The 17,699-nt window shown below is 47.9% G+C and carries 23 protein-coding genes; 20 read left to right on the top strand and 3 right to left on the bottom strand.

The window, feature by feature from the left end:
• Nucleotides 1-106: 106 nt before the first annotated feature.
• The 14 genes from M3650_RS03945 (at nt 107) to M3650_RS03880 (ending at nt 12,059) form a co-directional block, all read left to right on the top strand.
• Complete coding sequence (locus tag M3650_RS03945; RefSeq protein WP_251572542.1) at nt 107-1,471, top strand: ethanolamine ammonia-lyase subunit EutB; 1,365 nt, start codon at nt 107-109, stop codon at nt 1,469-1,471.
• A 165-nt stretch (nt 1,472-1,636) separates the two neighbouring features.
• Nucleotides 1,637-2,428 (top strand): ethanolamine ammonia-lyase subunit EutC, encoded by a 792-nt coding sequence (gene eutC, locus M3650_RS03940; protein ID WP_483311725.1) that lies wholly within the window; start codon nt 1,637-1,639, stop codon nt 2,426-2,428.
• Between the two features lie 59 nt (nt 2,429-2,487).
• Entirely contained in the window at nt 2,488-3,141 is a 654-nt protein-coding gene (gene eutL / locus M3650_RS03935) for an ethanolamine utilization microcompartment protein EutL (protein WP_251572538.1), read from the top strand.
• 11 nt (nt 3,142-3,152) lie between these two features.
• Nucleotides 3,153-3,956: a BMC domain-containing protein gene (locus M3650_RS03930; RefSeq protein WP_251572536.1), complete on the top strand. Its 804-nt coding sequence runs from the start codon at nt 3,153-3,155 to the stop codon at nt 3,954-3,956.
• A gap of 27 nt (nt 3,957-3,983) precedes the next feature.
• Nucleotides 3,984-5,456 carry an acetaldehyde dehydrogenase (acetylating) gene (locus tag M3650_RS03925; protein WP_251572534.1) on the top strand — a complete coding sequence of 491 codons (1,473 nt, stop codon included), beginning with the start codon at nt 3,984-3,986 and terminating at the stop codon, nt 5,454-5,456.
• A gap of 85 nt (nt 5,457-5,541) precedes the next feature.
• Complete coding sequence (locus M3650_RS03920) at nt 5,542-5,832, top strand: BMC domain-containing protein (protein WP_005549798.1); 291 nt, start codon at nt 5,542-5,544, stop codon at nt 5,830-5,832.
• Between the two features lie 164 nt (nt 5,833-5,996).
• Entirely contained in the window at nt 5,997-6,809 is an 813-nt protein-coding gene (locus M3650_RS03915) for a cobalamin adenosyltransferase (RefSeq protein WP_251572532.1), read from the top strand.
• A 13-nt stretch (nt 6,810-6,822) separates the two neighbouring features.
• Entirely contained in the window at nt 6,823-7,458 is a 636-nt protein-coding gene (gene eutD, locus M3650_RS03910) for an ethanolamine utilization phosphate acetyltransferase EutD (RefSeq protein WP_019420791.1), read from the top strand.
• A gap of 18 nt (nt 7,459-7,476) precedes the next feature.
• Nucleotides 7,477-8,172, top strand: a complete 696-nt coding sequence (locus tag M3650_RS03905) for an ethanolamine utilization protein (RefSeq protein WP_251572530.1) — start codon at nt 7,477-7,479, stop codon at nt 8,170-8,172.
• Nucleotides 8,173-8,187: 15 nt separating this feature from the next.
• Nucleotides 8,188-8,463: a EutN/CcmL family microcompartment protein gene (locus M3650_RS03900; protein ID WP_251572528.1), complete on the top strand. Its 276-nt coding sequence runs from the start codon at nt 8,188-8,190 to the stop codon at nt 8,461-8,463.
• Nucleotides 8,456-9,001 carry a BMC domain-containing protein gene (locus tag M3650_RS03895; RefSeq protein WP_019420794.1) on the top strand — a complete coding sequence of 182 codons (546 nt, stop codon included), beginning with the start codon at nt 8,456-8,458 and terminating at the stop codon, nt 8,999-9,001. Before M3650_RS03900 ends, M3650_RS03895 begins: the two co-directional genes overlap by 8 nt.
• 458 nt (nt 9,002-9,459) lie before the next feature.
• A complete protein-coding gene (gene eutH / locus M3650_RS03890) occupies nt 9,460-10,569 on the top strand; it encodes an ethanolamine utilization protein EutH (RefSeq protein ID WP_251572526.1) in 1,110 nt (369 codons plus the stop codon).
• Between the two features lie 556 nt (nt 10,570-11,125).
• A complete protein-coding gene (locus M3650_RS03885; RefSeq protein ID WP_251572524.1) occupies nt 11,126-11,623 on the top strand; it encodes a hypothetical protein in 498 nt (165 codons plus the stop codon).
• Between the two features lie 193 nt (nt 11,624-11,816).
• Nucleotides 11,817-12,059 carry an SNARE-associated domain-containing protein gene (locus tag M3650_RS03880; protein ID WP_251572522.1) on the top strand — a complete coding sequence of 81 codons (243 nt, stop codon included), beginning with the start codon at nt 11,817-11,819 and terminating at the stop codon, nt 12,057-12,059.
• A gap of 281 nt (nt 12,060-12,340) precedes the next feature.
• Here the strand turns inward: M3650_RS03880 and M3650_RS32220 are convergent, their stop codons facing one another.
• Together M3650_RS32220 and M3650_RS03870 are read right to left on the bottom strand one after the other, a co-directional pair.
• The gene (locus M3650_RS32220; RefSeq protein WP_251572520.1) at nt 12,341-13,096 is read right to left on the bottom strand and encodes a CPBP family intramembrane glutamic endopeptidase; all 756 of its coding nucleotides are present in this window, start codon (nt 13,094-13,096) and stop codon (nt 12,341-12,343) included.
• A gap of 186 nt (nt 13,097-13,282) precedes the next feature.
• Nucleotides 13,283-14,359 (bottom strand): ankyrin repeat domain-containing protein, encoded by a 1,077-nt coding sequence (locus tag M3650_RS03870; protein ID WP_251572518.1) that lies wholly within the window; start codon nt 14,357-14,359, stop codon nt 13,283-13,285.
• A gap of 241 nt (nt 14,360-14,600) precedes the next feature.
• Between M3650_RS03870 and M3650_RS03865 the strand changes: the two genes are divergently transcribed.
• Nucleotides 14,601-14,762: a hypothetical protein gene (locus tag M3650_RS03865; protein ID WP_251572516.1), complete on the top strand. Its 162-nt coding sequence runs from the start codon at nt 14,601-14,603 to the stop codon at nt 14,760-14,762.
• A 19-nt stretch (nt 14,763-14,781) separates the two neighbouring features.
• Entirely contained in the window at nt 14,782-14,934 is a 153-nt protein-coding gene (locus M3650_RS03860) for a hypothetical protein (RefSeq protein ID WP_251572515.1), read from the top strand.
• A 6-nt stretch (nt 14,935-14,940) separates the two neighbouring features.
• On the opposite strand, the gene M3650_RS03855 is transcribed toward M3650_RS03860, so the two are convergent.
• Nucleotides 14,941-15,150 carry a hypothetical protein gene (locus M3650_RS03855; protein WP_251572513.1) on the bottom strand — a complete coding sequence of 70 codons (210 nt, stop codon included), beginning with the start codon at nt 15,148-15,150 and terminating at the stop codon, nt 14,941-14,943.
• A gap of 155 nt (nt 15,151-15,305) precedes the next feature.
• Between M3650_RS03855 and M3650_RS03850 the strand changes: the two genes are divergently transcribed.
• The 4 genes from M3650_RS03850 (at nt 15,306) to M3650_RS03835 (ending at nt 17,386) form a co-directional block, all read left to right on the top strand.
• A complete protein-coding gene (locus tag M3650_RS03850) occupies nt 15,306-15,488 on the top strand; it encodes a hypothetical protein (RefSeq protein WP_251572511.1) in 183 nt (60 codons plus the stop codon).
• 318 nt (nt 15,489-15,806) lie between these two features.
• Nucleotides 15,807-16,148, top strand: coding sequence for a hypothetical protein (locus M3650_RS03845; RefSeq protein ID WP_251572509.1), 342 nt, complete (start codon nt 15,807-15,809; stop codon nt 16,146-16,148).
• A 316-nt stretch (nt 16,149-16,464) separates the two neighbouring features.
• Nucleotides 16,465-16,680: a hypothetical protein gene (locus M3650_RS03840; protein WP_251572506.1), complete on the top strand. Its 216-nt coding sequence runs from the start codon at nt 16,465-16,467 to the stop codon at nt 16,678-16,680.
• Nucleotides 16,681-17,266: 586 nt separating this feature from the next.
• Nucleotides 17,267-17,386, top strand: coding sequence for a sporulation protein YjcZ (locus M3650_RS03835; RefSeq protein WP_251572504.1), 120 nt, complete (start codon nt 17,267-17,269; stop codon nt 17,384-17,386).
• Nucleotides 17,387-17,699 lie beyond the last annotated feature (313 nt).

The following is a 17,699-nucleotide window of genomic DNA, read 5'->3' as shown; positions in this document are numbered from 1 at the left end:
CTTCGAGTTTACGCAACCTTCTCGGTGCTGAAAACCGGCCTTTTTGAACTTCATTACAAATGTTGAACATGAACAAATTGAGTTGCATTTGGAAGGAGGAGCTTTTGTGATTTTAAAAACCAAGCTGTTTGGCCGAGTTTATCAATTCAACAGCCTAATGGAAGTCATGGCAAAAGCAAATGAGGAAAAATCAGGGGATATGCTGGCCGGACTGGGGGCTACTTCGTCGGAAGAACGCGTGGCGGCCAAAGTGGTACTGTCCCAAATCAAAATGTCAGACTTGCGCGACAATCCGGCGGTTCCCTATGAGGTTGATGAGGTTACCCGTATTATTCAGGATGGGGTAAATGAGCGCATCTACAGTGAGATTCAGAACTGGACGGTTGAGGAGCTGCGGGAGTGGATCTTGAACGAGAACACAACCGAAGCCGACATCAAACGCGTGTCCCGCGGTCTGACAGCCGAAATGATTGCTGCGGTTGCCAAGATCATGTCCAACCTTGACCTGATGTACGGGGCGAAGAAGATTCGAATTACGGCTACTGCCAACACGACGATCGGCCGTCCGGGCACTTTGTCCGCACGTTTGCAGCCGAATCACCCAACCGATGATCCAGATGGCATTATGGCTTCCCTTATGGAAGGCTTGACCTTCGGTATCGGGGACGCCGTACTTGGTCTCAATCCGGTTGATGATTCCGTAGAAAGCGTAACGCGCGTTCTGAAGCGGTTCGAGGAGTTCCGCCAAAAGTGGGAAATTCCAACGCAAACTTGCGTACTGGCCCATGTTACGACTCAAATGGAAGCCGTTAAACGCGGCGCTCCGACAGGACTCATCTTCCAATCGATCGCAGGTTCGGAGAAAGGCAATGCAGCGTTCGGCTTCAATGCCGCCACGATTGAGGAAGCGCAGCAGCTCGTGCTGCGGCACGGACAGGTGGCAGGCCCGGATGTGATGTATTTCGAAACAGGCCAAGGCTCGGAGTTGTCTTCCGAAGCCCATCACGGGATCGACCAAGTGACGATGGAAGCGCGCTGTTACGGCTTTGCGAAGAAATACAACCCGTTCCTCGTCAATACCGTTGTTGGATTCATTGGTCCAGAGTATTTGTACGATGCGAAGCAAGTGGTTCGCGCCGGCCTAGAAGATCACTTCATGGGCAAGCTGACGGGTATCTCCATGGGATGCGACGCCTGCTACACGAACCATATGAAGGCCGATCAGAACGACTTGGAAAATCTGGCGGTTCTGCTGTCTGTGGCAGGCTGCAACTTCTTCATGGGAATCCCGCACGGCGACGATGTCATGCTGAACTATCAGACTACCGGTTATCACGAAACCGCGACGCTGCGTGAATTGTTGGGCCTGCGTCCGATTCGGGAGTTCGAACAATGGATGGAGAAGATGGGCTTCATTGAAAATGGCAAGCTGACCAAAAAAGCCGGGGACGCATCTGTGTTTCTCAAGTAGGGGAAGGAGGAAACTCTCATGAACGAAAAAGATCTGAAATCGATGATTGAATCGATTTTGAACGAGATGGTAGGAAACAAGGCGGAGCAAGAAACAGTAGCAGTGAAGCCTGCGCAAACTGAGGCAACTGAGGCGCCGAACGTAGGTGGGCTTGTACAGGCAAGCATGCCAGTGGAAGAGCAAGCGGACGATGGTGAATGTCTGGATGATATTACGGAGATCGACCTTCGCAAGCTGCTGCTCGTTCCCGATCCAGAGGATCGTGAAGGGTATATGAAAATGAAGGAGAAAACACCAGCCCGCCTTGGCGTGTGGCGTGCAGGTCCGCGGTACAAGACGATTACATCGCTGCGATTCCGTGCTGACCATGCTGCTGCTCAGGATGCCGTGTTCTCCTACGTGTCCGAGGAGTTCGTGAAGGAAATGAACCTTGTACCGATTGCAACGATGTGCCGGGACAAGGACGAATACATTACGCGCCCGGACTTGGGACGTCAATTCTCCAAGGAGACAATCGAGTACATCAAGCAGCATACGACCAAGCAGGCCAAAGTACAGATTATGGTTGGGGACGGCTTAAGCTCGGCTGCGATTGAAGCGAATCTGCGCGATATCGTTCCAGCCATTGCGCAAGGTCTCAAGATGTATGGCTTTGAAGTAGGCAATATATTGTTCGTCAAGCATTGCCGCGTTCCATCGATGGACGTGATTGGCGATGTGACAGAGGCAGATGTAGTTTGTCTTTTGGTCGGCGAGCGTCCAGGACTTGTAACGGCAGAATCCATGAGTGCCTACATCGCTTATAAACCGACTGTAGGTATGCCTGAGGCGAGACGTACCGTTATCTCCAACATTCACTCAGGCGGTACGCCTGCCGTAGAAGCAGGCGCGCATATTGCTGAGCTGATCAAGACGATGATTGATCGCAAAGCATCGGGGATTGATTTGAAACTATAGAGGTAGTTTGAACACAGGTAGTTTGAACACACAATTATAGCAATCGCAAGGAGGCACGTATGAGAAACGAAACGATTCATGCAACAGTGCTCGGCATGAAGCTCATTTCCAACGTAAGCCTGGATATGGCTAGCAAGCTGGAGCTGAAGCCGCACCATAAAAGCTTAGGGATCATTACTGCTGACATTGACGATGTAACTTATGCAGCATTGGATGAAGCGACGAAAGCAGCTGTCGTGGATGTCGTATATGCAAGAAGCATGTATGCCGGATCGGCCAATGCTTCGACGAAGCTGGCGGGCGAGGTCATCGGGATTCTGGCTGGGCCAAGTCCGGAGGAAGTTCGCAGCGGCTTGAACGCCGTCGTTGATTTCATCGAAAGCGGCGCTCATTTCGTTAGCGCCAATGAGGATAACAGCATTACTTATTTCGCCCACTGTGTATCCCGCACAGGCACGTACTTGTCCCAGACTGCGGGCATCAAGGAAGGGGAAGCGTTGGCTTATCTAATCGCTCCTCCGCTCGAAGCGATGTATGCACTTGATGCAGCGCTGAAGGCTGCGGATGTCACGATTGCCGCTTTCTTCGGCCCACCTTCCGAGACCAACTTCGGTGGTGCATTGCTAACGGGAAGTCAATCGGCCTGCAAAGCAGCATGTGATGCGTTTGCGGACGCTGTCCAATTCGTCGCAGATAATCCGACGAGTTATTAAGGTAGCAGCCCATGAGACATAGCGCGTTAGGGTTGGTGGAAGTTAGAGGGTATTTGGGCGCAGTCGCCGTGGCGGATGCCGCATTGAAGGCGGCGAGCGTTACCTGCATCGGCGTAGAGATCATCAAGGGCGGATTGGTTACAGTCAAGCTGGATGGTGATGTCGGAGCCGTGCAAGCTGCCGTTGAAGCGGGAGCGGAAATGGCTACGCAATTGGATGTATTGGTAACTCGTCATGTGATTGCAAGAATGCATGAAGAGACGGCAGCCTTGGTGGCGAGTCCAGTTGACACAGACGGAAGTCAGGGTCAGTTGGAGGAGTGCGCAGCCAGAAGTCAGGAGCAGCAGGATGTTACTGCGAAGGTTTCTGAAAAAGCTTCTGTAAAAGTCTCAATCGAGGATAAAGAAGAGCGCACGGTTGGCATCGAAGTAGCTGCAGCGTCCGCTGTTACGGAATCGGCTGCATCTGGATCAATATCGAATGCTGAGGTAAAAAAAGCAGCTGAGGCTACTACGACAGAGCCTCTTAGGGCCAAGGAATCGTACGCTGCTGAGTCGAAGGAACCTGCTGCTGCGGTGGATTCACAATCTGACAAGATGGAGCTGGCAGCCGCTGCGGCAACCAAGGAAGTCGACGAAGTCAAGCCGGCCTCAGGCCAGACGGGTACCGTCCCTGCCGCAGTCAAAGCGGCAGCAACAGCTGAGAAGACGACCAGTGTACAGAAAAACCAGGGCAATGGCGACAATTCGCGTGTGAAGCCAGTGCCTGCACCGGCAGCGAAGCGAAGCAAGAAGACGAAAAAAGCAAGCTCGTAAAAAACGTTGTAGAGAGAAGGAATATTGATGGAAACAATGGATAAAGACCTAAGATCCATTCAAGAAGTCCGTGATCTTATTAAAAAAGCCAAGGAAGCGCAAGCCAAGCTTGCCGTCATGACGCAGGAGCAAATCGACGCAATCGTCAAAGCGGTCGCGGATGCCGGCTTTAAGCATCGCGAGAAGCTCGCGAAGATGGCCAATGAGGAAACAGGCTTTGGCCGTTGGCAGGACAAGATCGTCAAGAATGCATTTGCTTCAAAGCAAGTGTATGAGTCGATCAAGGATATGAAGACGGTCGGCGTTCTGAACGAAGATAAAGTGCACAAAGTGATGGAAGTCGCAGTGCCTGTCGGCGTCATTGCGGGCCTGATTCCTTCCACGAACCCAACATCGACGGTTATCTATAAAGCGCTCATTGCGCTTAAGGCTGGGAACAGTATTGTATTCTCCCCGCATCCAAATGCGCTGAAGAGTATTTTGGAAACGGTGAAGGTCATTAGCGAAGCAGCTGTGCAAGCAGGATGTCCAGAGGGTGCCATTGGCGTCATGACGGTTCCGACGATTCAAGGAACGGATCAATTGATGAAGCACAACGATGTTGCCTTGATTCTCGCTACCGGCGGAACGGCGATGGTCAAAGCCGCTTATTCATCCGGTACGCCAGCGATCGGCGTTGGTCCGGGCAACGGCCCTGCCTTCATCGAGAAGAGCGCGAATATTCCGCTTGCAGTCAAGCGCATTATGGATTCCAAGACGTTCGACAACGGCACGATTTGCGCATCAGAACAGTCCGTCGTGGTTGAAGCGTGCAGCAAGGATGCGGTTGTGGCTGAATTCAAGAAGCAGGGAGCGTATTTCCTCTCCGCAGAGGAGTCTGCACAGCTTGGCAAATTCATTATGCGGGCCAATGGCACGATGAACCCGCAAATCGTTGGCCGCAGCGTGGATCATATCGCGAAGCTGGCTAACCTGGATATTCCAGCGGGTACACGCGTGCTGATTGCCGAAGAAACTCGCGTTGGACGCAATGTTCCGTATTCACGCGAGAAGCTGGCTCCGATTCTGGCTTTCTACACAGAAGACAGCTGGGAAGCGGCATGCGAGCGCTGCATCGAGATTCTGAATGGAGAGGGTGCCGGCCATACAATGGTCATTCACTCCGAAAATGAAGAGATCGTCCGCCAGTTCGCTTTGAAAAAACCTGTATCCCGCTTGTTGGTCAATACGCCGGGTACACTTGGCGGCATCGGCGCAACGACAGCAATCGCACCGGCGCTCACGCTGGGATGCGGTGCGGTTGGCGGAAGCTCGACATCCGACAACATCAGCCCGCTCAATTTGCTCAATATTCGCAGAGTCGCATATGGACTAAGAGAAATGGAAGACTTAGTGGAGCAGGAGCAGCCAGCAGCGCAAAATAAATTGGCAAGCATCGATCTTGGAGACAAAGAACAGTTGATCGGCATGATCGTAGCTCGTATTCTCGAAAAAATGTAAGCTCGTAGTTTCATAGTCTCACAACCAACGTGTACTCAAACATTTATCATAAACAAATTAACTAATTACTAGGAGGAATTTTATCATGGCAAACGCAAACGCATTGGGAATGGTGGAAACAAAAGGTTTGGTAGGTGCAATCGAAGCAGCAGACGCAATGGTGAAAGCAGCTAACGTTACATTGATCGGCAAAGAGCAAATCGGTGCAGGCCTCGTAACCGTTATGGTTCGCGGCGACGTTGGCGCTGTTAAAGCAGCTACAGATGCAGGCGCAGCAGCAGCAGAGCGAGTTGGCGAATTGTTGTCCGTACATGTGATTCCAAGACCACATTCGGAAGTAGATGCAATCTTGCCTAAGACAAAAACAGTAGAATAATTACGGATTCCGGACAAGCCTAACGATTAGGACGGAAGAAGGGTGCGGGCTCAGGCCCGCATTCCACTTCCCGACTATCGCGATTTACCTTGGCCGTAGCGGGCAGGAAGATCGCGCAACGAGAAGTAGTTGAACACGCATTCGCACTAGAAGGATGTGAGAACATGGCTGTGATTACGGAAAGCGAACTGCGCAAGCATTTTCGACATCAGAATTTGAAGGATGTTGCCGTTTATGAGACGGCAGCAGGGACGATTCTGACGCCATCGGCCAAGAGCTTTTTGACCGATCATCAGATTGAGCTTCGATATGTGAAAGCTCCTGAACCTGGGGCAGATGTATATACGGTGGAAACACCGGCGCCTAAGAAGGAAGTAAAGCTTCAAATTACGAAAAACCTGGATGTTGAACCCACATCTGAGGGAAAGAAACGGTTTCGTACGCTATATGGCGGATTTTTGGAAACGAAACCGGAGCATATGACGCATTTGTATGGAAATATGCTTGTATTTAAAGATCATCCCCGGATATTATTCCGCGGCAAGCTGGATTCATTGGAAACGAAATTATTGGAAGCACAAATCAGCTGCTTCAAGCTGAACATGACCAAGCTGGTCGATGATTTGGAAGAAATCTTGCAATTCGTGCGGCGAATCGTACGGTGCGAAGTGCTGAATGAAAGCATTGAAGAGTTTCATTTGCTTGGGATGACGGCTAAGGAGCTGCGCGAGCAGTCCCATTTTCCCAAGAAATACTTTGGATTGGAACATTTTCAACCCAGCTATGATATGGGCGAAGCGGTTGTTGTCATAAATGCGTTGCGCACATTGACAAGGGAGACGGAGCTGTTGGCTTACCAAGCCTTCAAAAAAGAACACGGAGAAGCAGAGCGCGAAGATATCATTCGGACGCTGAACCGACTGTCCTCCTTGTTCTGGATTATCATGTTCCGCATCCGTGTTGGACAGTACAACTGATGAGGTGAGCATAGTGGATAACGAATTGGTAGAAAGCATTATCAATGAAGTGGTCAAGCGAGTGCAGGATGAGGCCTGCATCGAGATTGAAGCATCCGGCAAGCATGTGCATTTGAACCGCGAGGCGATTGATGCATTGTTTGGTGAAGGCTATCAATTGATGAAAGCAAAGGATCTTTCCCAGCCGGGACAATATGCATGCAAAGAGCGCGTTACGCTGATCGGGCCTAAAGGCTCTCTGCATAATGTCGTCGTGCTTGGTCCTGAACGCAAGGAATCGCAGGTAGAGGTTTCGCATACGGATGCAGTCGTGTTGGGAGTACCTGTTCCCGTGAAAGAAAGCGGCAAGCTGGAAGGAACTCCGGGCATCGTGATTGCTTCGGGCAGCAATATGATTCGGTTGGAGCGAGGATTAATCGCAGCTCAGCGGCATATTCACGTGAAGGCGGAAGACGCAGAGAAATACAACGTGAAGAACGGCGAAATCGTACAGGTCAAAGTGTACGGCAAGCGACCTCTCATTTTCGACGATGTGTTGGTTCGAGTCAGCTCCAATTATGAAACATATATGCATATCGACTATGACGAGGCTAACGCATGCGGCTTTGCTAAAGGGACGAAGGGGAAAATTTTAAAGAAGAGCATCTAGGTTTAGGAGCGTGAAAAAATGAACATAGAAGCTCTGGATCGGGCTGCGATCATTGAAGCCGTTACGACTGAAGTGATCAAACGGTTGGGGCAGGGACAGACGGACGAACCGACCGTTCCCAAGAAGCAAGCGGTCCTTTTGACTGTGTCACCGGTACCGGAACTGGAGAGCATGCTGGATCAGCACTATGAGGTGCGTTATTACGACGAATCGCTTAGAGATTGCGATGTGTTGATCATTCCGAAGCTGTGCCTTCAACTGTTGTCCAACCTCGCTAACGGGATAAGCGCAGGCCCGCGTGAACGGTTCGTGCTGACGATGCTGTTGAAGGGGCGGAAGGTTGTTGCCATCGAGGAAGGACTGCTTTATCGCAAATATAAGTCGACAGCACCTGTCCTTTTGTACAAGCTGTACGACGAATTTGCGGACAGGTTGAACAGCTACGGCATCCGAGTGGTCAAAGAACAGGAATTGCTTGCGACTTGTATGGAGGATGGCCGGGCTACGGCTGTTACTCAGGTTGATAGAAGTAGCGAATCTGTTGATGCACCGCTCCACCCGGAAGTGTTGAATCGTAAAGTCATTACCGAAGCGGAACTGAAAAAATACCGCCTCCAAAACGGGAAAGAGATTGTCATTGATCGGCACAGCATTATAACGCCGCTCGCTCAGGATTATTTGCGCATGCAGCAGATGCAAGTGCACAGAAGATAACGGCGGGGTGAAGCTATGATCGTGGGACAAGTTACGGGAAGCCTATGGGCTACCCGCAAAGACAACAAGCTGAATGGTCTGACCTTCCTGGTGGTCAAGCCGTTATCGTATAACGATGAACCTATTCAACGCGACTACTTCGTCGCTGCGGATAACGCGGGAGCAGGCATTGGAGATACCGTGCTCGTGACGACTGGAAGCGCTGCCCGAGCATCGTTTGCCAATTCGGATGTGCCTGTTGACGCAGTCATTGTCGGCATCGTCGATTCCATCGAGGTGGCCCATGATTAGTGCGATTGGTGTTGTTGAGCTGCGCAGCATAAGCAAAGGATATGAGACAGCAGACCGCATGCTGAAGACTTCTCCAGTCAACGTGCATCATATGAAGCCGATTTGCCCGGGCAAGTTCCTCATCATGATGAGCGGCGACACCGCAGACGTACAGGCAGCGATGGATGCAGCAAGGGCGGATGCGGGCGAATTCCGAATCAGCGATTTTGAATTGCACGGCGTGCATCCTGACATCGTAGAGGGGTTGAAGCGACCTAATTCTTCTCAGCCTGTGGACGCGCTTGGAATAGTGGAGACATCTACGGTGTCTTCCGGTATTTTTGCATTGAATGAGGCTTTGAAGCAGTGTGATATTCATGTGAAAAAAATGAACCTCGGCATGGCGATTGGCGGCAAGTTCCTTGCCGTGTTCACGGGAAGCGTCAGCGATGTCGAGCAGGGGATGAAGGTGTTCGTATCCTCCATGGATCAAAAGCGGATTGTGCATCATACCGTGATACCTTCCCCGACCGAGGAAATCAAACAGCACTTCCGATAGGTAGTTCAAAAAGCCCGCTTTTGATCACGAAGTGACACTGGAAGCAACTCGGCATCGAATCTTGCGTTCACTCTCGAAGTCCGCTGCTCATGTAGTCTCGCCTACACTGCGCTGCTCCTTCTTCGAGTTCACGCAACCTTCTTGGTGCTGAAAACCGACCTTTTTGAACGCGATTAATGAAAGGTAGTTCAAAAAGCCCGCTTTTGATCACGAAGTGAGACTGAAAGCAATTCGGCATCGAATCTTGCGTTCACTCTCGAAGTCCGCTGCTCATGTAGTCTCGCCTACACTGGGCTGCTCCTTACAAGTTTTGCAAAGTAAAACTCGCTTCGGAAGCATACGCTTCGAGTTCACGCAACCTTCTCGGTGCTGAAAACCGACCTTTTTGAACGCTATACCGGAAGGAAGTTAAAAAGTTCGCTTTTGATCACATAGTGAAAGAATGGAGGAGCACGTTCGTGGAGATTAATGAAATCATCATATACGGCATGGTTATTTTCATGATTCTCGGTGCCATCGACAAGTGCATCGGGTACAAGTTCGGGTTGGGTCACCAATTCGATGAGGGGATTATGGCCATGGGTTCGCTCACGCTGGCCATGGTGGGGATCATCTCCCTATCGCCGGTACTGGCCAAGGTGTTAAGCCCGATTGTCGTTCCATTGTACAGCGCGCTGGGAGCTGACCCTGCCATGTTTGCTACTACGCTGCTGGCAAATGATATGGGCGGATTCTCATTGGCACAGGAGTTGGCGCAGACTCCGGAAGCGGGCTTATTCGCAGGTACGATTCTAGGGGCTATGCTTGGACCTACGATTGTATTCATCATTCCGGTTGCGCTTGGCATTATCAAGAAGGAAGATCAGAAGTATTTGGCTACAGGCGTATTGGCTGGTATCGTCACGATTCCACTCGGTTGCTTGATCGGGGGATTGGTGGCTGGTTATTCGATCTCGATGATTTTGTCCAACTTGGTGCCGATCATATTGTTCGCAGTACTTATCGCACTGGGCTTGTGGAAATTCCCGAAGGGCATGATCAAGGGCTTCACGATCTTTGGACAGTTCATTGTTATCGTAGCGACACTCGGACTCGCGGTTGGCATCGCGCAGCAGCTAACGGATATCACAATCATTCCGGGGCTTGCGCCTATTGAAGAAGGAATTAAAATTGTTGGCGATATTTCTATAGTGTTGGCAGGTGCCTTTGCAATGGTATTCGTCATTACGAAGGTGTTCAACAAGCCGCTCATGAAGCTGGGCAAGATGCTTGGCATGAACGAAATCGCAGCAGCGGGCTTGGTGGCTACGCTTGCCAACGTCATTCCGATGTTCGGCATGATGAAAGACATGGACGCGCGGGGCAAGGTCATCAACGTGGCTTTTGCCGTGTCCGCTGCATTCGTGTTCGGCGATCACCTCGGCTTTACGGCTGGGGTAGCGAAAGAAATGATTTTCCCGATGATTGTCGGGAAGCTCGTTGGCGGGATTACGGCGATTTTCGTAGCTGTATTTTTGGCGAAGAAAATGGCTCCTGAACCGAAGGAAGGGCAGCAGGAGGCCGTATAAGGCCGGGTTTGCTCCGCAAGCCGCTGCTCTGTAGTTAATGGCTTTCTCTTTAATATAGGACTCTCTCATAATTGGTGCCTCGCATGCCGAGCAATCGGCTGCGGGGCATATTTGTTTTTGTGGTGCATACAAAAGAAATGAAACGAATCGTAAAAGCCCCTGATTCATTAATTATCGCATCAGCAACATATACAAAATACATCTCTTCACGTTCGACAAAGGTATGTTCTTCGCAGAAAGATATGGAATTAAGTTGATTAAGGATATCGATTAAAAATACAATGGCTGCTTCTTCAGATTTCTTCTCTTCTCATCTCATGGATTTTTATTAGACACTCCATCCTCTCCCATTTATCTCGTACGTTTTAGATTTACCCAAGTCTTGTTGAGCAATTTCCTTTTAACTGTTACACACTTGTGGCACTGTTAACTGTTAGCTTTCAGTCTTTATTGAATGTGAACCTGAGAATTAAAATTGGTGTCGAGAGTTTTTTAGCGTAGCATCCGATTACATAACATTGGCGCTATTGATAAGAAATAGATGGGGGTGTTTTCGATGAAGGTGTGGTTAAAACATCCAGATCCAAACAATAAGTACGGAGCGAAGTTTACATTAGGAGATAGGGAGGTACAATTGACGGAAACCGCAATAATATCAGTAACACGTGGAGAAAAATTCAATATTTTCAGAATAATCATCAATGGAATGATTAATGAAATAGTAAAGAAACAACTTGCTAAGAATGAATCTTTATTATATGCCGAACTCTCAGGAGAACTTCAAGGAGGAATTGGTCAGACCGTAACTGTATGGAAAGATGGTAAATCAATGAATCATTTTAAAACTAAAGGTGTCCACAAGTTTGCAATGAGATTTTTTGGATGGGTTTTTTATAGCGGTAAAGTGCAAGCATATTTTTTAACATGGAGAATCTCGAACCAGATTCCTAATGACATAGAAATCGAAGAAGTAATTAAGAAATATGGAAGACATTTTGACGGGGGAAAGCTTGTCAGAGAAGCTCAACACCCTCCCAAAATATTGAATGAATAAAGAGATGAAATGAATCATTGGAAATACATTTGAAGTTGAAAGTAATTCGAGAAGTTAGGCCCTTCAGCTAATACCGTTATTCACGGGGCCTGTCGGCTCCTTGGCCCGCCCGAAGAGTTTGCCAGAGAAGCCCATACCCAGACAGGAACTGTTCCTGCGGTTCAAGTGAAAGTATAAGTAGAGGTGGAATACCATGGAATGGATCTGCGAAGCGATCTCTCAATATGGATATGCAGCATTATATCTGCTTCTGGCCCTCGGCATCGTCGGACTGCCTGTGCCGGATGAAATTTTGATGACATTGGTGGGGTACTTGCCATCTATATTTGTACTACAATATATCCCATCCCTTATGGTGTGTTTTGCCGGCACGATGACGGGAATGACGGTCAGCTACTGCTTATTTCTGGGTTGGGCGCATTCGCCTGGTGCCTGATTTTTATTACGCTTGGTTATTTCGTTGGTCTTCACGCTTGGGAGCAAAGAAGCTGATTGATTTCGGAAGCAAGGAGGGAAAATGCTCTTCGCAGGTGGGCAGAAGTCGACGTTTACGGATATTAAATTGAAAACTTCCAAGTTGAGATAGGAACAATAAATTATGGAATAAATCTGACGGCCCCCCAGTTTGGCTGCCTTGAGCCAGTGAGGGGACACGAATATTGAAACGTTATCAGAAACCACCCCAAAACGATTTAAATAGGTGACTTATGAATAAATTTATAAATTCAATTCTGTACGCTTGGAAGAATTCAGCTTACTGGTACACAGCCATACGATAAAAAAGTTCAGCGCGACAACGATCACATTCCCTATCATGCCGCCCGTATAGGGGAAACTGAAAATTGTCTGAAAGTAATTCCATGAAATATGGAATCCGATAGCGAGCCAGAGGCTGCCTGTTCTGACGAACATATAGATGAACATCAACCCAGCGGCAAAGGCCATAATAAAGGCAAATAAATGATACTGCGGATTCACCAAGTGCATGCACATGAACAATGCTGAAGAGACGAAAGCGGCAACCCAAGTGTTGCTCGTCTGCCGGATAGTCGTAAACAAATATCCTCTGAATAACACTTCCTCGCCCGTTCCGACTAAGATACACAGGATCAAATTAGGCAGGAGAAGTGACGTATCGAGCGTTGATAAAAAGCTCGCTTCCATTTCTCCTGTGAGAATCATTTGCAAGCCAAGCAAAAGCGTGCAGGCAAAACCAAGGACAACGCCATACAGCAAATTTTTAATACCTTTTACTGTTATTCCAACATCGCTTAACGGCCTGCGATCGAACACCTTCAAACTGAAAACAACAGACAACGTTAAAGAAAGCGGAATGACCAAATTCGAAACTTTTCCCTGCCCGGTGACGAACTTGAACCCATACGCAATCGAAAAGAGCAGCGCGATAAAAATGAGGCCAAGCCTTAGTACCTTCCAAAATGTCTGTAAGTTCCTTTTTTTGTATGTAACCACCTTGCTCCATTCCTTCCTGTCATCATATGGATGTTTGCTTATATCTTAAATATACGCTAGTTATTAACACCAAGGCAATTCTTGCAGCGTAAAAAACGAAGAGCGGATGACAAAATTAGCATTTTGTTCAGCGGCTCTATCGAAATATAGTAAGTTATAATCAAATATACTTGGATAGTCCTATAACTAAAGTTCTCCCTCAAGAATCTTTACCAGATACACTTCAGGATGTGCAAGGAACTCTTCAAAGCTGCACAGATCCGCATAGTCCCTGTGCTCCTCATCATAATAGCCTACACATTTGTGCTTCGGATTCCAGACAATCAGGATATCCGAGTAGTTGTCCACTTCCGCAGACAGCCGCAACAGTTTTTGCCGCCCGGCCTTCATCTCAATCGTATCGGTAAACGTGAAAAATTCGACATATTCAATGCTATAATCGTTCTCCGGCAAATCAATGCGCAGTTTGTCTCCCGTCAGGAAAGTCATGAGGTCTTGGGGAAGCTTGTAGCTTTTCAGCGCATATCGTTTATTTTCGAGATCATGAAACGCGGGCGGCTCCAACAATTTCAAATATTCGGCCATACCCATGTTCTTGCTCCTCACCGCAATCGTATAAGCCCGTTCTCCATCTTTTTCTGGGATGGTGACATCTGCGCCGTGTTCAACCAGGAATTGAACCATCGCAAGATCGCCATTTCTGGCTGCAACCGTTAAGGGAGTGGCTTTATAAGGATATACCATATCCGGTTCGTTGAAGTTAATATCTACGCCATGCTCCAAGAAGAATGCGACTGTTTTTAAGTCATGTTTGTCGACCGCTTTTCTCAGCGTGTTACCGCCATGCTTTTTAATATCCAAGCCAAGCTCGTGAATAAGAGGGATGTTCTTTTCGTTTCCATAATAGGCCTGTTCGTAGGCACCTGATTGGACATTGTTGAGCGCGTTCAGCTTAGCTCCGTGAGCCGCGACATAACGGACGATCTCTTCTCCGCAATAGCGTACGGCAGTCAAGAAGGAGGGATTATTGTTGGCGTTCAAATGAACCCCATGCTCGACTAGCAGCTTGAGGACATCCATCTGTTCTGAAAGGAGTGCAATATCTAAGGGACTCAATGTGGTGTACTGGCTTAGCGCGATACCTTGTTCGATATCCCAACCATTGGCAAGCGCTTCGCGCAGCGCCGGAACATTTCCTTCATGAATGTGCATCGCAATTACGGGGAGCGTATCGAAACTGCCGATATCCTTAAGTTTGATCATATGTATCCACTCCAGTATCGTATATTCAAACATACTGCCTGTTTGCGATAGAATGGGCCTGCCGTACAAGTGCCGAGCGTTTCTACAAATCTTAATGAGCCGTGAATTTCTTCTCAGATGGTGAAGACTTCCTTGTATAAGTATATATAAACTAGAACTCATAAAACAACATATCGGGCGGATCGGCTCTTCCAACAGTCAGCTGGATTGAATGTGCTATTAATGAGAATCATTATCATTTGTGACACGCGGCAGTGCGCAAATATGGCTGAATGGCAATGTGAACATGGTTCGACGGTTTCACGTATTCCACGGCGGCAAAGGCGCCAATCTTGACATTGAAGCAGGGGATGGGTTCGAATGTTATCTGATTCTGTATAAAGCGACATTGCCGCCGTGCTGACATGAGCTGCAACTTATGCTTGAACATGAGAATCCATTTCAACAGCAATATGCGCTCACTCCGCAATATCCGGTTAGCTTGTTGGACAGGCAAGGCAGATGCAGAACGCATGGAGACGATCGGAGGGGTGGAAAAGCTGCATGCTAAATCGCTGTTCTATCAATTCGTCTAAAAATTGTTATGGCAAATGCAGCGGCAGGGCATGGAAACGAGTAACCTGGATTTGTCGGGGCAAGGCGCCTAGCGTGATATTCTTCTCATCAACGAGTTTGCCGCGCTGCTTGTCAGCCTCAATCAGTATGCCAGCATCATAAGCCTCTTTCGCCGTGGGATAAGATTTTGTCTCCTTCTGCTTTCGATCCCGTTTGCCGTTTACAATGACTTCCACGCTATACCGGTATGTAAAACGGCCATTCCGTATGTTCGGTTAAAGATATATAGTAAACAGCCTTACGGCCGGGAAGCGCGAAGGTTCAGTAAAAAACGGTAATTATTCATCCTTATACCTCACAGTATATCGATAATAATGCTGTTTTTAAGAAGTTGGTTACGGGAGAAACGGTGAACGCAGAGAGAAAAGGAAAGGACCCGTTCATCAAAGATAAGTTGATGACGGATTCAGCAATGGAATACCTGCTTCGAATATCGTTAGATGGATTGAAACGTGTCTTGAGAAATAACAAATTCACGATGCCCGATGTAACTGTTACGGAGCTCGAAGAGTAACCGTAGTACGTACGGTATTTAGAGATTTAAAAATAGCGACAAATGCTTTAACAGCGCTGTTTTTTGGAATTGATGGGGTTTGGCAGTCGTACGACTAAGACGCCACTGACTGCGACTTATAACGATGTTATGATGATAGTGTGCAATAATATCAATTCATAACCTTTCTCCTCCATAGCCGCTCCTTCGGGGGCGGTACTTTTATTTAGTAGCATTCTTACATTAACCTTACAGTTGTCCTAAATCCATTGTTAGATGTAAAATTATAGATTACGATGACCTTGCTACATAAAATATCTAACTGAGGAGGTTGTTACAATGAAAAAGACACTAATTGTATTAGGAGCAACGGCAACATTGCTGGCAGGTATCTTGGCTCCAACAACAGGTTTTGCAGCTGAAAGAAGTGCCGCACAACCAGAAATCAAAAATGTAAAAGCCAATGCTAGCTATGAGTACATTCCTTCTTATATTTTTGTTGGCAGTAGTTTTTATTTTCCGAGCAGATATAAACACCCTAGCGTCTGGGGGTTTGATAATGGTGTGGTATCAGTTGATTTCTTGGGTAAAGTAACAGGTCTGAAAAATGGAACGGCAACAATTCAGGTATGGGATGAAGAAGAAAGGGAGACAAAGACGTTCTGGATTTCAGTATATTAATAGTGGTTAGGTCGCTGATTATTCAGCGGCTTTTTCTATTTTACGGAAAGGGGGCTGATCCAAGATGGCAGGAGAACGGAAAAATAAGTACCATTCACATGTTGAACCCAAGCTCCTGCTTGTAGAGGCATAGGCGCGGGACGGGACAATAGACGAGGACATAGCCAAGAAATTGGGCGTTGCATACTCAACATTCAGAGAGTATGTCAAGAAGTACCCGGCATTATCGGCAGCCTTAAAAAAGGGCAAGGAAGTAGCAGACGTTGAGGTTGAGAATGCCCTATTTAGGCGTGCGATCGGGTACCAATACGACGAAGTGATCAGGGAAGCCGCGACGCAGATTGACGAGGAGACAGGCGATCCAGTGACGGTTATGGTCGAGACCAAGCGCGTAACCAAAGAAGTCCAGCCGGACGTCACAGCACAAATATTCTGGCTGAAGAATCGACGGCCGGATAAGTGGCGGGATAAACAAGACATCCAGCACAGCGGCAGCATGGACGTGAACAACTTCTCCAATGACCATGTTTGAGCTGGTTGAGGCTATGACCTCGTATCACAAGCGAAGCTATGGGTTTGGAACCATCGTGGGAGCGCCGGCTGGAGGAGATGACATGGGACCGGTTATCGGCTTAGATGCATCGAAAGGGACAAGTGTGATTCAAGCGTTTCTTAAACGCAATGAGGTTTTTGGAAAATCGGAAGCAATAGAGCATACCGAATAACTTTCTTTACATCAGTGATAGGGGACTCTAAAAAAACTTTTGCTCCAGAATAATCAGGCAGTGATATCGAACTAAGCTTTTCGTTATTTGAGTCAAGGAAATCAATGCTTAATGCAGCAACATTAAATAGCGGATGTTGTGTGTTATCTTCAATATCAATCCGCCTGCTTATCAACGATTAATACGTTCCCGATGATCTGGATGACATTGCCAACTTCAGCTTCTGACGGTCGCAGATGCTGCAGGGGCAAAGGCAGAGTGGAATGGTAAAGAAAAGAAGGCGGTCCTTACAACGGGAAATGCCTAATTATTCTCGTATGGGATATAAGCCAAGGCACAACGACAGCAACACTAATACTATGAGTATGTACCTAACGAAAGGAGGTTGCTCGCATGAGTGGAGTTGTTGGAGGAGTTGGATGTGGTGGAGTCGGAGGTCTCTGGACTTCAACGGGTGTAATCTTGGTTCTGTTCATTTTGTTGGTAATCATATTAAGTTCGTGTTTTATTTAAAAAATCCGAATTAGGCCGTATCCTCTTAGGCCAGTGCTCATGGACGACCTTTATTGCATGCCCTGCTTATTGTGCAGGGCTATTTAGTTTGTTTTGGTGTATACTAGAGCCGAACCGGTTCGCCGGTACAGTCGAAGAGCCGTTGGGAAAGCATCCCACGGCTCTTTTGCCATTGAATTGACATTGATACATCAGGGGTTTGGAGTTTGATGTGATATCCACATCCTGATTAATTATATAATATATTTACCTTTGGGAGGGAGGATTTGGTAATAAAAAGACCATGAAATCGTTCGTAGTCTGTTAGTCAAAT

The organism is Paenibacillus sp. MER TA 81-3 (assembly GCF_023713585.1).
Classification (GTDB): Bacteria; Bacillota; Bacilli; order Paenibacillales; family Paenibacillaceae; genus Paenibacillus_B; species Paenibacillus_B profundus.
The sequence above is the reverse complement of the archived record's forward strand: the minus strand, read 5'-3'. Positions and strand labels throughout refer to the sequence as shown.